This is a genomic window from Pseudomonas sp. 10S4 (genome assembly GCF_034344865.1).
Taxonomy (GTDB): domain Bacteria; phylum Pseudomonadota; class Gammaproteobacteria; order Pseudomonadales; family Pseudomonadaceae; genus Aquipseudomonas.
Map to the genome: position 1 here is coordinate 7,196,350 of NZ_CP133774.1, position 13,008 is coordinate 7,209,357.

Below are 13,008 nucleotides of genomic sequence, written 5' to 3' on the forward strand. Positions count from 1 at the left end.
TCACATTTAACTCATGTACATCCCGCCGTTCACCGGGATTGTAGCCCCAGTAACGTAAGCCGCACCGTCGGAAGCAAGAAAAGCGACCACAGACGCGATCTCTTGAGCTTGCCCCAGACGGCCCAGCGGAATCTGCGTCTGCAAGGCTTCACGCTGCGCCTCGGGCAGTTCGCGGGTCATATCGGTGTCGATGAACCCAGGGGCCACCGAGTTTACCGTAATCGAACGCGAACCGACTTCACGCGCCAGTGCACGGCTGAAACCTTCCAGACCGGCCTTGGCGGCTGCGTAGTTTACTTGGCCTGCGTTGCCCATGGCACCCACAACAGAGCCAATACTGATAATTCGTCCCCAACGGGCTTTGGTCATGCCGCGCAGAACGCCCTTGGACAGGCGAAACAGACTGTTCAGGTTGGTATCGACGACGTCATGCCATTCGTCATCTTTCATGCGCATCATCAGATTATCGCGGGTGATGCCAGCATTATTGACCAGGATCGCCGGCGCACCGAACTGTGCACTGATGCTCGCCAGTACCGCAGCAACGGACTCGTCGCTGGTGACGTTGAGTTCCAGGCCAGTGCCCTGGATACCATTTTCTTTCAGGGTAGCGGCAATGCGCTCGGCACCCGAGGCGGAGGTCGCGGTGCCGATGACGATGGCGCCCTGACGACCCAGTTCCAGGGCGATAGCCTGGCCGATGCCGCGGCTCGCGCCGGTGACCAGTGCAACTTTACCTTGCAGACTCATGCAAGCTTCTCCTGATTCAGACCAACGCTGCACGGGCGGCAGCGAAAGCGTCTGGGGTATTGAGGTTGGATGTCGACACGCCTTCGGCGCAGCGTTTGTTCAGACCGGCAAGCACTTTGCCTGGACCGCACTCGACCAATTGGGTCGCGCCCTTGGCAGCCAGTGCCTGGACTGATTCAACCCAGCGCACAGGCTTGTAGAGCTGTTCAAGCAAATCGCGCTTGAGGGTTTCCAGATCGGCCGGCACGCTGGCGCTGACGTTCTGCACCACCGGAATCTTCGGCGCCTGCCAATCAATGGCAGCGATGGACTCGGCAAACCGTTCGGCCGCCGGACGCATCAGTTCGCAGTGGGACGGCACGCTGACCGGCAATGGCATGGCGCGCTTTGCACCACGGGCCTTGCAGCCTTCGATAGCGCGCTCGACCGCAGCCTTTGCACCAGCGATAACAACCTGGCCAGGGGAATTGAAGTTGACCGCACTGACCACTTCGCCTTGCGCCGCTTCGGCACAGGCTGCCAGCACATCGGCATCTTCCAGGCCGAGGATAGCGGCCATGCCGCCCTGCCCGGCCGGAACGGCTTCCTGCATCAACTGGCCACGACGCTCAACCAGTTTAACGGCGTCGCCCAGGCTCAGGCTGCCTGCAGCTACCAGGGCGCTGTATTCGCCCAGGCTGTGACCGGCAACGTAAGCCGGACGCGCGCCGCCTTCTGCCAACCACAGACGCCACAAGGCGATCGAGGCCGTCAGAATGGCTGGCTGGGTTTTATCGGTTTGATTGAGTTGCTCTTCCGGCCCTTGCTGGGTCAGTGCCCACAGGTCGTAACCCAGGGCATCGGAAGCTTCTTTGAATGTTTCGAGGACAATCGGATGTTGCGCGCCCAACTCGGCCAGCATGCCGAGGGACTGCGAACCCTGTCCTGGAAAGACGAATGCGAGGGAAGCAGACATGTAACAAGCCCCTAATGATCTTGTCGTCGGAGAATTGACGTCCCGCTTGGGGGACGCAAGAAACTGACAGTTGGATGGCCAATTGAACTGAGCGGTCACATTTAAGCATTGTCCGACGAAAACGCCTAAGGCAACAAATCCTCCAGACGACCGTGAAGCCGCTCCGGGAGGTTTTCCTGAATTTCGATCAGTGCGCGCTGTATCGCACTCTGAAAACCCTGCACCCCGGCCGAACCATGGCTTTTGACCACGATACCCTGCAAGCCGAGAAAGCTTGCGCCATTGTGCCGTGCCGGGGCCAGATCCGCCTGCAAGCGCTTCATCAGCGGCAACGCCAGTGCACCGACTATTTTCGACGCCAGGTTTTTCCTGAACAAGGCTTCGATGCGCCCGGCGATCATGGTCGCCAGGCCTTCGCTGGACTTGAGCAGGATATTGCCGACAAAGCCGTCACACACCACCACGTCCGCCTCGCCCCGGTACAAACCGTCGCCTTCGACAAAACCGATGTAATTGATACCACGGGCACTTTGCAACAATGTTGCAGCAAGCTTGACCTGCTGATTGCCCTTGATGTCTTCGGTGCCGATGTTCAGCAACGCCACACGCGGGCGAACGACACCCAGGGTTTCTGCCGCCACCGACCCCATGATCGCGAACTGCAGCAAGTGCTCGGCACTGCAATCGACATTGGCGCCCAGGTCGAGCAACTGGCAATAACCCTTCTGGGTCGGAATGGCCGCGACCATCGCCGGCCGATCGATGCCCGGCAAGGTCTTGAGCACAAACCGCGACAACGCCATCAGCGCCCCGGTATTGCCGGCGCTGACACAGGCCTGAACCTTGCCATCACGCAGCAACTCTAGCGCCACGCGCATTGACGAATCAGGTTTGCCACGCAAGGCCTGGGCAGGCTTTTCGTCCATGGCGATGACTTCGGACGCCGGCGTAATCGACAGGCGCGCGCGATCCACAGCCGGATGACTGGAGAGCAGCTCTTCTAAAAGGGTGGCTTGACCGACGAGGGTCAGGTGCAGCGAGGGCGTAGCAGACAGGCAAGCAAGGCTGGCCTGAACAATGCTGCGGGGACCGAAGTCCCCGCCCATTGCGTCAATCGCGATGACTTGAGCAGACAAGTGATTACTCGTCAGCGCCCTTGTCGATCACTTTACGGCCACGGTATACGCCTTCTGGCGATACGTGGTGACGCAGGTGAATTTCACCGGTGGTTTTTTCTACAGACAGAGTGCTTGCCGTCAGGGCGTCGTGCGAACGACGCATGTCACGGGCAGAGCGGGATTTTTTGTTCTGCTGAACAGCCATAATTGATTAACTCCTAAACGTTTGGGTCACGCTTTAACTGCGCCAATACACTGAACGGGTTGGACCGCGTTACCTCGTCCTCGCTCGGTTCGGGCTCATCGAGACCCGCCGGCTGCTGGCATTCTTCCGGATGATGAGCAGGCACAATGGGCAAGGCGAGCAGAAGCTCCTCCTCGATCAGTGACTGCAGATCCAATGGATCTTCGCCCAGTTCCAGCACGTCATAACCTTTCGGCAACGACTGGGTATTCGCACCCTCCTTCACCACAGCATAACTGCATTCGCTATGGATCGGCAGGGTGACCAGCTCAAGACAACGCTGGCAAACCATTTTGACCTCGGTGTCGATAAAGCTGTGGATGACCACAGATTTACGTTCATCTCGTTCAAAAACGAATTTAGCCTGCACCGTACCGACAGTGTCGGAAAGCGGGTCGCAGAGTCTCTCCAAATCGGCCAGCAGCATTTCACCTTGAAGGGTGGTGCCACGATCAGCCAATTTGCGCGGGTCAACGTGAGGTGGAATCGGGTCATTCAACATAGGCGCAGCATTATAGGGATGCACCCAGCCATGTCAAAGGAAATTCAACCCTGTCCGTCACTTGGAAGCCTCGCTAGAATTCGCCCCTGCCTTTTGGAGATGCGCATGCTGCCTTTATTACTCGCTTCAAGCTCGGTTTATCGCCGGGAATTGCTGGCCCGCCTGCAGCTTGAATTCACCTGCAGCTCGCCAGACATTGACGAAAGCCACCGTCACGACGAATCCGCAATCGACCTGGTAAAACGCCTGGCCGAAGAGAAAGCGCGCGCACTGGCCGGCAGTCATTCCGCTCATCTGATCATCGGCTCAGACCAGGTGGCGGTACTCGGCGAACGGATTATCGGCAAACCCCACACCTTCGAAAAGGCTCGTGAGCAGTTACTGGCCTCCAGCGGCGCCAGCGTGACCTTCCTGACCGGCCTGGCGCTACTCAATAGCCAGACCGGCCAGTGCCAGGTCGATTGCGTGCCCTTCACCGTCCACATGCGCACACTCGATCAGGCGCGCATCGAGCGCTATCTACGCGCAGAGCAGCCCCACGACTGCGCTGGCAGCTTCAAGGCCGAAGGTTTGGGGGTGAGCCTGTTTCAAAGCACCGAAGGCCCTGACGCCACCAGCCTGATCGGGCTGCCACTGATTCGCTTGATTGATATGTTGTTGGCTGAAGGTGTGCGGATCCCCTGAGCGGCAAAAGATCAAAAGACCGCAGCCTTCGGCAACCCCTACATGCCTGTGGCCGCCGCCGAAGGCTGCGATCTTTTGACTTAAAAAAACCGGCCACGAAGGCCGGTTCTTTTGTGCATCAAAGAGACTTATCGCAATGACGGGCCATGAAACCCCATCCACATCGCCAACTGCTCGGCCACGCTGGCACCGAGCTTCTTCGAGAAGCGATCAAACGTCGACTCCTGAATAGTGAAGTCCACCAGTTCTTTCTCGCCGATCACGTCACGCGCGACTGAGCTGGTGTTACCCAGCCCATCGATCAAGCCCAGCGGCAGCGCCTGCTCGCCAGACCAGACCAACCCGGAGAACAACTCCGGATGCTCTTTGTCCTTGAGACGATCGCCACGCCCCTTCTTCACACTGTTGATGAACTGCTGATGCGTGGTATCGAGCACGCCCTGCCAGAACTGAGTTTCCTCAGGCTTCTGCGGCTGAAACGGATCGAGGAACGATTTGTGCTCGCCAGAGGTGTAGGTGCGACGTTCGACACCAAGCTTCTCCATGGTCCCGACAAAACCGTAGCCGGCCGCCGTCACACCAATGGAACCTACCAGGCTCGCCTTGTCGGCATAGATCTCGTCCGCCGCGCTGGCGATGTAATAAGCGCCGGAAGCGCCCAGATCGGAAATCACCGCATACACCTTGGTATCCGGGTGCAGACCACGCAGGCGTTTGATCTCGTCGTACACGTAACCCGACTGCACCGGACTGCCGCCCGGGCTGTTGATGCGCAGGATCACGCCCTTGACCTTGGTGTCTTCAAAGGCTGCACGCAGACTGCCAACGATGTTGTCGGCGCTGGCAGATTCCTTGTCGGCGATCACGCCATTCACGTCGATCAACGCTGTGTAACTGGAGCCGCGGGTGGCGCTTTTTTCCATGTCCATCAGCGGCGTGAACAACAGCAACGCCGCAAACAGGTACACAAAGGTCAGCAGTTTGAAGAAAATCCCCCAGCGACGGGAGCGACGCTGTTCCTGCACGCTGGCCAGCAAGGTCTTTTCCAGCAGCTTCCAGCTCTTATCGTCACCGCCATCCGCGCTTGCCTTGGCAGGCGCTTTCCATTCGTCGGTCATGCCATCTACCCCAGCAAAAACGTATTAAGCCCGGTTGAGCCAGGCGTGCAATTCTGAAAAACGATCAATGGCCAGCTTCGGCTCGAACAACTTCAGCGCTTCGATGGATTGGGCGCCATAACTCACCGCAACCGAATCCATGCCGGCGTTACGCGCCATCTGCAGGTCAAAAGACGAATCCCCGACCATCAGCGCCTGTGCCGCCGGCACATCGCAATGAGCGAGGATCTCTTCAAGCATCAGAGGGTGAGGCTTGCTGGCAGTTTCATCCGCCGCACGGGTGATATCGAAATAGGTTTCCCAGCCGTGCGCCTTGAGTACCCGATCCAGCCCGCGACGAGCCTTGCCGGTAGCTACCGCCAAACGGTAGCCCTGAGCCCGAAACGCTGTCATCGACTCGACCACACCTTCAAACAACGGCGAAGGCACAGCCTCTGCGGCGATGTAGTGATCGGCATAGTGCTGACGGAACGCTATCAGTTCGTCATCGTCGATTTCCGGGTACAACGTGCGAATGGCCTCGGGCAACCCAAGGCCGATGATGCCTTTGACGGCAAAGTCATCGCACAACGGAAAACCGGAACGCTCGGAAGCGACATGCATCGCCTCGACAATCCGACCAATGGAATCGGCCAGGGTGCCGTCCCAATCGAAAATCAGCAGTTTGTAATCAGATGGGTGCACTCAGGCGCTCCACAGTCTTGGCCCACATCTCATCCACAGGCGCCTGCAGCTTCAGCTCGCCGCCATCAGGCAACGGCACGGTCAGCATGTAGGCGTGGAGGAACAGGCGCTTGCCACCCAGGTCACGAATTTCCTTGCTGAAATCGTCATCGCCGTACTTGGTGTCGCCAGCAATGCAGTGTCCGGCGTGCAAGGTATGGACGCGGATCTGGTGAGTCCGGCCGGTGATCGGTTTGGCTTCGATCAGGGTGGCAAAATCGCCGAAACGACGCAGGACCTTGAACACGGTCACAGACTCCTTGCCCTCCTCCTCGTCGACCTCGACCATGCGCTCGCCGGAGCGCAGATTGCTCTTGCCCAGCGGCGCACGGACTTGCTTGATCGAGGCCGCCCAGTTACCGCGGACCAGTGCCATATAGCGCTTATCGATACCATCACCGCGCAATGCCGTGTGCAAGTGACGCAGCATGCTGCGTTTTTTGGCGATCATCAGCAGGCCGGAGGTGTCACGGTCGAGACGATGAACCAGCTCGAGCTCCTTGCAATCAGGACGCAACTGACGAAAGGCTTCGATCACCCCGTAAGTCAAGCCGCTACCGCCGTGAACAGCGATGCCGCAAGGCTTGTTGATCACAATCAGGGCCTTGTCCTCGAAGACAATCGAGGCTTCGAGGCGCTGGAGCAGGCCTTGTGCCAGTGGCACTGGCTCATCGCGCTCAGGCACGCGAACCGGCGGCACGCGCACGATATCGCCCGCCTGCAGCTTGTATTCGGGCTTGATCCGACCCTTGTTCACTCGCACTTCGCCTTTACGCAAAATGCGGTAAATCAAGGTCTTGGGCACGCCTTTGAGCCGAGCGAGTAGGAAGTTATCAATGCGTTGGCCGGCATATTCCGGCGAGACCTCCAGCAGTTGTACGGCTGGGGTCGAAGGGGCAGTAGTCGTCATGGCGCGGATGATAACAATTTTTTATGGAATTGAAGCACTTAATCATTGCTGCTATAGTCGCGAACGCCGCCAAAAGCGGCCTGGACAGCGGACTAACGGTCAAAAACCGGCCCTGACCAACGCAATTCACCAGGACGCGAGGCCGTCCTACGGGGCTTTCGCTACGTAACGGTGGAGTTTGCAGGTGTAACGAGCGCAGGTGACATGAGGCCTGAATCAAGCGGCAAAGCAGAGTTTTCACTCGCCTTGCGAGCCAATATTCATGGCCAGTTCACAAAGTGCAGTCAGCTGCGAATGACCCCGAGCGAACGCTTCGGAAACAACGCCTAAATTAGCCATGATGCGTGACCTCCCCTTTCGGAGCTCACGGTAAATGCCAACCCGCTGCGGATTCTGCGCGCGGCAGCACCCGAATTATCAGGGATACGTGTAGGGTGGAGATGCACAACCGCTGGACTGTGTAGCAATAGGCTTTATCAAGACGCTTCATCTCGTCCACAGCCGCTGGTTGATTCCTCCTCCTGACTGAGTGCTTAAGTAGCCACAGCAAGCAGGACGCGTACGTCGCGACGCCGGCCCACATTGGCCGGACATCGCTAGACACTGGAGTGTCCAACCACACTCCTGACGCACCTGACACCGACCGTGAGAAGTCGTGTGTGCCGAACGCCGTTTCCGGCAGCCCGGAAACCGACGGTACTACATGAAAAGAATGCTGATTAACGCAACTCAACCCGAAGAGTTGCGTGTTGCACTGGTAGATGGCCAACGCCTCTACGACCTGGACATCGAATCCGGTGCACGCGAGCAGAAAAAGGCCAACATCTATAAAGGCCGGATTACTCGCATCGAACCAAGCCTTGAGGCTGCCTTTGTCGATTTCGGCTCTGAGCGCCACGGCTTCCTGCCCCTCAAAGAAATCTCCCGCGAATACTTCAAGAAAGCCCCCGAAGGCCGCGTCAACATCAAGGACGTCCTGACCGAAGGCCAGGAAGTCATCGTTCAGGTCGAAAAAGAAGAACGTGGCAACAAAGGCGCAGCCCTGACCACTTTCATCAGCCTGGCCGGTCGTTACCTGGTTCTGATGCCGAACAACCCGCGTGCCGGCGGTATCTCCCGTCGCATCGAAGGCGAAGAGCGCAACGAACTGCGTGAAGCCCTGAACGGTCTGGTTGCTCCAGCCGACATGGGTCTGATCGTTCGCACTGCCGGCCTGGGCCGCAGCAGCGAAGAAATGCAGTGGGACCTCGACTACCTGCTACAACTGTGGACCGCTATCAAAGAAGCCTCGCTGGATCGCTCCGCGCCGTTCCTGATCTACCAGGAAAGCAACGTGATCATCCGCGCCATCCGCGATTATCTGCGCCAGGACATCGGCGAAGTGCTGATCGACAGCGTTGAAGCCCAGGACGAAGCCCTGACCTTCATCCGCCAGGTGATGCCGCAGTACGCCAGCAAGATCAAGCTGTACGAAGACAGCGTTCCGCTGTTCAACCGTTTCCAGATCGAAAGCCAGATCGAGACCGCTTTCCAGCGCGTCGTTGAACTGCCTTCCGGCGGCTCCATCGTTATCGATCCGACCGAAGCCCTGGTGTCCATCGACATCAACTCGGCGCGCGCCACTAAAGGCAGCGACATCGAAGAAACCGCCCTGCAGACCAACCTTGAAGCCGCCGAAGAAATCGCCCGTCAGTTGCGCTTGCGCGACATCGGCGGCCTGATCGTCATCGACTTCATCGACATGACCCCTGCCAAGAACCAGCGCGCCGTGGAAGAGAAAGTCCGCGAATGCCTGGAAGCCGACCGCGCTCGCGTGCAAGTCGGTCGCATCTCGCGCTTCGGCCTGCTGGAAATGTCCCGTCAGCGCCTGCGTCCATCGCTGGGCGAAAGCAGCGGCATCGTTTGCCCGCGTTGCAACGGCACCGGCATCATCCGTGATGTTGAATCGCTGTCGCTGGCAATCCTGCGCCTGATCGAAGAAGAAGCCCTGAAAGACCGCACCGCCGAAGTTCGCGCGCAAGTGCCGATCCCGGTGGCCGCGTTCCTGCTCAACGAAAAACGCAACTCGATCACCAAGATCGAACTGCGCACCCGTGCCCGCATCGTCATTCTGCCGAACGATCACCTCGAAACGCCGCACTTCGAAGTTCAGCGTCTGCGCGATGACAGCCCGGAAGCCCACATCAACCAGTCCAGCTACGAAATCGCTGCTGCCGCTGCCGAAGTGGAAGAAGTCCAGCCAGCCGCTGCGACCCGCACCCTGGTTCGCCAGGAAGCCGCGGTCAAGACTGCACCGGCCCGCGCCAACGCTCCGGTTCCGGCCGAAGTCGTCGCTGTCGCTCCGGTTGCTGCACCGGTTGCCGTACCAGAGCCAAGCCTGTTCAAAGGCCTGGTGAAGTCGCTGGTCAGCCTGTTCGCGACCAAAGAAGAGCCTGTTGCTCCAGTCGTGGTTGAGAAGCCAGCGACCACCGAGCGTCCGGCGCGTAACGAAGAGCGTCGCAACGGTCGTCAGCAGAGCCGCAACCGTAATGGTCGCCGCGATGAAGAACGCAAGCCTCGTGAGGAACGTGCACCGCGTGAAGAACGCGCACCACGTGAACCGCGTGAAGAGCGTCAGCCACGCGAAGCCCGTGAAGAGACCACCACGCCAGTAGTTGCTCGCGAAGAACGCGCACCACGCGCCCCTCGTGAAGAACGTGCACCGCGCGCTCCACGTGAAGATCGCAAGCCACGTGGCGACCGCGAAGAGCGTCCGGTTCGTGAACTGCGTGAACCACTGGATGCCGTTCCTGCTGTTGCAGCCGCTGCCGTTGATGCTACCGCTGAAGAGCGTCCAGCCCGTCAGCCACGCGAAGAACGCGCTCCACGCCCACCCCGTGAAGAACGTCAGCCACGTGCCGAACAGGAAACTGTTGCGGCCGTCGCCGAAGAAGAGCTGCTGACCAACGAAGAGCAACTGCAGGAAGACGGTCAGGAAGGCGCCGAAGGCGATCGTCCACGCCGCCGCTCCCGTGGCCAGCGTCGTCGCAGCAACCGTCGCGAGCGTCAACGTGATGCCAACGGCAACGTGATCGAAGGTTCGGAAGAATCCGAGTCCGCCGAAGGCGAAGCCAACGAAACCAACAAAGCGCCAAGCGTTGCCGATCTGGCCGCCGGCCTGGCTGTTACCGCGGCCGTTGCCAGCACCGTGATCAGCGCTCCTGCTGAAGCCCAGGCTAACGAGCAAGCCGAACGCGCCACCGCTGCCGTGCAGGAAACTGCCCCGGTAGAAGCGCCGGTTGTTGAAGCGACTACTCCGGTAGAAGCTCCAGCGGCTCCGGAAGTTGAAGTGGCACCGGTACGTGAAGCACAGCCTGAAGTTCAAGCTGCCGCCGAACCTGCTTTCGTCGCTGAGCCAGTGGTTGTCGCAGAACCGGTTGTCGAAACGATCACCGAGACCGTGACCGAAGCTGTCCGCGAAGTTCGTGAAGAGCAAACCGCGTTCAACTGGGTTGCAGAGCCAGTCGTTGAAGCGCCAGCGCCAGTCGCTGAAGCTCCGGTAGCTAAAGCGATGGTCTCCGAGCCAGTGGTTGTGGCTGCCGAGCCTGCTCCAGTGGTTGAAGCCCCGGTTGTAGCCGAAGTGGTTGCACCGGTGGTCGAAGCCGCCCCAGCCAGTGCCCTGACCGAAAATGGCCGTGCGCCGAACGACCCGCGTGAAGTGCGTCGCCGCAAGCGTGAAGCCGAGCGTCTGCAGAAGGAAGCCGAACTGGCTGCCACAGCTGCACCGGTTGCTGCTGAAGTTGTCGAGGCAGCCCCTGCCCCGACTGCCGACGTTGCTGCCGAGCCGGTTGAGTCTGTGATCGACGAAGCACCACGCTCCGTTCAGGATGCGGTACAGCAACACGAACAAGCCCTGGAAAAAGAGCACGAGCCTAAACCTCTCGTCTGATTCCATCGGCCACTAAAAAGCCCCGCTTGGTGATCCAGGCGGGGCTTTTTTTGCCGGTCCATAAATAGGCAGGCGAGTATTACGAAAGCGTCGCCCAACAGGCAGAATAGAGCGCTTGCAGGGCCCAAAGCACGCCCTGTCACGGCCCGAAAGTCTTCGGCCGGTTATGGAGCAAAGAGTGCATGACGATGGAAATTGCTGAACTGGACGCCTTCAAGGCGATTGTCGACTATGGCAGTGTCACGCAAGCCGCGATCAGGTTGAACCGCGCTCAATCCAGTATTTCCTTTCGGATCAAGACCCTCGAATCACGGCTCGACGCCAAGTTGTTCGAGCGCTCCGGCCGCGGCATAACGATGACGGCTCAAGGCAAGGAGCTCTATACCTACGCCTCACAAATCCTCGAACTGGTCGCTCGCGCCCAAGCCAGCCTGAGCCAGGCCAAAACCGAAACGCGGGTTCGTCTGGGGGTTATCGAGAACCTCTCCATCACTCGCCAGAACCTGCTGCAAGGCATTGTCGCCAATACCGACGGCCTAGCGGTGGATATCAGCATTGGTAACACCCAGTCACTGCTCAATGATCTTGAGGCTGACAAACTCGATGCGGTGATTGTCGGCGCCGGCTTCGCACCTGCGCATTATCGCCGGGTGACGTTGTTCAATGACCCACTGGCCCTGATCTACAGCGCGACACAGCCCGCCATCCAGGATCTGAAAGCCTTTAGCGGCCAGGTATTCCTGGTCAACAGCCGGCGCAGCGCTTCGCAACGCAACCTCGACGAGCTGTTTCTGACGGGAAGCATCACCCCGAAAAAGATCATCGAGTGCGGCTCTTATCCTCTGTTGTTTTCAAACGTGATCAACGGCATGGGCGTCGCTCTGGTGCCCTTGTCACTGATCGATTCGTGCTGCGACAACGAACAGGTGCAGACCTACCGCCTGAACGATTCGTATGGCTCACTGACCACTGAATTCGTATTTTTCGATCATCCCGGCAAGCCTGCACCCAAGGCCTTGGCACAATGGGTGCTGGACTTCGAAAACCCGGATCGCTCACAAACATCAGGCGATCCTGGCGAGCAGTTCAGTTGATGCGCGCCGCTTGATCGAACAGAGGATGACCCCGAAAACGATCAGCACCAGGCTGACCAGGTGATAGGCGTGTAATTGAACGTCGAGAAACACAATGCTGAACAAGCCACCTGACAATGGGACCAAGTGAGTGAAGATCTCGCCGCGTGTAGCCCCGATTTCACCGATGCCTTTGCTCCAGAACAGGTATGAAAGCCAGGACGGGAACACCACCAGATAGGCCAGACCGAGCCAGGGTGCAGCGCCCTCCCCCAAATTGAACGTCAGATCCGGGTGCAAAATCAAAACCCCGACGCTGAATGGAATCAGGCACAACGCCCCCACCACGGCGCAATAAGTCACGAACGCATTGCCGGCGATGGTTTTGGGCTTTGTCCGCAGAAAAGAACAATAGAAAGCCCAACTGACGGCCGAGGCCATTGTCCAGAAATCCCCTTTGTTAAAGCCTTCCAGAAAGCTCAGATCGGAAAGATGTCCCATGGTCACCAGCCAGAACACGCCGACCGTACTGATGAGGACGCCGAACATGTTCGACCTGGAGATGAAATCACCAAAAACGAAACGATTGAGGGCCAAGACCAGGCAAGGCGTGGCCGACAGATAGATCGCGGCATTCAAAGAACTGGTGTACTGCAATCCGATGTACAAGGTCAGCGGGAATACAACTTGCCCGCACACCGCCAACATCACCAGGGTCAACCATGACTGGCGCGCCGCCGGCAAACTGGCGATCACCGCTTTATAGTTGATCAACACCAGCAACCCACTGGTTATGAGCCATCGAAGTTGTGACAGCAGCACCGGGTCGACGTCCACCACCATCAACTTGCCGACAACATAGTTACCGCCCCAGAACACGGCGGCGAGTGAAAGTAATAAGTACGGCATTGACGTCTCCGTTAGGTCTTCCTCAGCAACAGGAAGGGAGGCGGTGTCGGACTCGACACCACACGTCAAATGATCGTAAGTGGGATAAAACCCG

At 58.7% G+C, this 13,008-nt stretch carries 12 protein-coding genes; 3 read left to right on the forward strand and 9 right to left on the reverse strand.

Annotation, left to right across the window (positions count from 1 at the left end):
- Positions 1–6 precede the first annotated feature (6 nt).
- The 5 genes from fabG to RHM58_RS33490 form a co-directional block, all read right to left on the reverse strand.
- Positions 7–750: a 3-oxoacyl-ACP reductase FabG gene (gene fabG, locus RHM58_RS33470; protein WP_201191512.1), complete on the reverse strand. Its 744-nt coding sequence runs from the start codon at positions 748–750 to the stop codon at positions 7–9.
- Positions 751–766: 16 nt separating this feature from the next.
- Complete coding sequence (gene fabD / locus RHM58_RS33475; RefSeq protein WP_201205746.1) at positions 767–1,705, reverse strand: ACP S-malonyltransferase; 939 nt, start codon at positions 1,703–1,705, stop codon at positions 767–769.
- Positions 1,706–1,830: 125 nt separating this feature from the next.
- The gene (gene plsX / locus RHM58_RS33480) at positions 1,831–2,841 is read right to left on the reverse strand and encodes a phosphate acyltransferase PlsX (protein WP_201205749.1); all 1,011 of its coding nucleotides are present in this window, start codon (positions 2,839–2,841) and stop codon (positions 1,831–1,833) included.
- Positions 2,842–2,845: 4 nt separating this feature from the next.
- On the reverse strand, positions 2,846–3,028 hold the full coding sequence (gene rpmF, locus RHM58_RS33485; RefSeq protein ID WP_008152339.1) for a 50S ribosomal protein L32: 183 nt from the start codon (positions 3,026–3,028) through the stop codon (positions 2,846–2,848).
- Positions 3,029–3,041: 13 nt separating this feature from the next.
- Entirely contained in the window at positions 3,042–3,569 is a 528-nt protein-coding gene (locus RHM58_RS33490; protein WP_008152342.1) for a YceD family protein, read from the reverse strand.
- 105 nt (positions 3,570–3,674) lie between these two features.
- On the opposite strand from RHM58_RS33490, the gene RHM58_RS33495 reads away from it, so the two are divergent.
- Positions 3,675–4,253, forward strand: a complete 579-nt coding sequence (locus RHM58_RS33495) for a Maf family protein (protein WP_322269330.1) — start codon at positions 3,675–3,677, stop codon at positions 4,251–4,253.
- A 128-nt stretch (positions 4,254–4,381) separates the two neighbouring features.
- Here RHM58_RS33495 and sppA read toward each other — a convergent pair whose 3' ends face one another.
- Genes sppA through rluC form a run of 3 tightly spaced genes read right to left on the reverse strand, consistent with a single transcriptional unit; the run spans position 4,382 to position 7,004 of the window.
- Positions 4,382–5,371 (reverse strand): signal peptide peptidase SppA, encoded by a 990-nt coding sequence (gene sppA / locus RHM58_RS33500; RefSeq protein ID WP_201205753.1) that lies wholly within the window; start codon positions 5,369–5,371, stop codon positions 4,382–4,384.
- A gap of 24 nt (positions 5,372–5,395) precedes the next feature.
- Positions 5,396–6,055, reverse strand: coding sequence for an HAD-IA family hydrolase (locus RHM58_RS33505; protein ID WP_201205755.1), 660 nt, complete (start codon positions 6,053–6,055; stop codon positions 5,396–5,398).
- Positions 6,042–7,004, reverse strand: coding sequence for a 23S rRNA pseudouridine(955/2504/2580) synthase RluC (rluC, locus tag RHM58_RS33510; protein WP_201205757.1), 963 nt, complete (start codon positions 7,002–7,004; stop codon positions 6,042–6,044). The genes RHM58_RS33505 and rluC overlap by 14 nt, the downstream gene beginning before the upstream one ends.
- A gap of 703 nt (positions 7,005–7,707) precedes the next feature.
- Here rluC and rne point away from each other — a divergent pair.
- A complete protein-coding gene (rne, locus tag RHM58_RS33515; RefSeq protein ID WP_322269332.1) occupies positions 7,708–10,932 on the forward strand; it encodes a ribonuclease E in 3,225 nt (1,074 codons plus the stop codon).
- 182 nt (positions 10,933–11,114) lie between these two features.
- Entirely contained in the window at positions 11,115–12,026 is a 912-nt protein-coding gene (locus tag RHM58_RS33520; protein WP_322269333.1) for a LysR family transcriptional regulator, read from the forward strand.
- Here the strand turns inward: RHM58_RS33520 and RHM58_RS33525 are convergent.
- Positions 11,997–12,914, reverse strand: a complete 918-nt coding sequence (locus RHM58_RS33525) for a DMT family transporter (RefSeq protein WP_322269334.1) — start codon at positions 12,912–12,914, stop codon at positions 11,997–11,999. The two genes, RHM58_RS33520 and RHM58_RS33525, sit on opposite strands and share 30 nt — an antisense overlap.
- Positions 12,915–13,008 lie beyond the last annotated feature (94 nt).

Coding starts and splice junctions, on each gene's coding strand:
- fabG (WP_201191512.1), bottom strand. CDS start 750: ATGAGTCTGCAAGGTAAAGTTGCACTGGTCACCGGCGCGAGCCGCGGC.
- fabD (WP_201205746.1), bottom strand. CDS start 1,705: ATGTCTGCTTCCCTCGCATTCGTCTTTCCAGGACAGGGTTCGCAGTCC.
- rpmF (WP_008152339.1), bottom strand. CDS start 3,028: ATGGCTGTTCAGCAGAACAAAAAATCCCGCTCTGCCCGTGACATGCGT.
- RHM58_RS33490 (WP_008152342.1), bottom strand. CDS start 3,569: ATGTTGAATGACCCGATTCCACCTCACGTTGACCCGCGCAAATTGGCT.
- RHM58_RS33495 (WP_322269330.1), top strand. CDS start 3,675: ATGCTGCCTTTATTACTCGCTTCAAGCTCGGTTTATCGCCGGGAATTG.
- sppA (WP_201205753.1), bottom strand. CDS start 5,371: ATGACCGACGAATGGAAAGCGCCTGCCAAGGCAAGCGCGGATGGCGGT.
- rluC (WP_201205757.1), bottom strand. CDS start 7,004: ATGACGACTACTGCCCCTTCGACCCCAGCCGTACAACTGCTGGAGGTC.
- rne (WP_322269332.1), top strand. CDS start 7,708: ATGAAAAGAATGCTGATTAACGCAACTCAACCCGAAGAGTTGCGTGTT.
- RHM58_RS33520 (WP_322269333.1), top strand. CDS start 11,115: ATGACGATGGAAATTGCTGAACTGGACGCCTTCAAGGCGATTGTCGAC.
- RHM58_RS33525 (WP_322269334.1), bottom strand. CDS start 12,914: ATGCCGTACTTATTACTTTCACTCGCCGCCGTGTTCTGGGGCGGTAAC.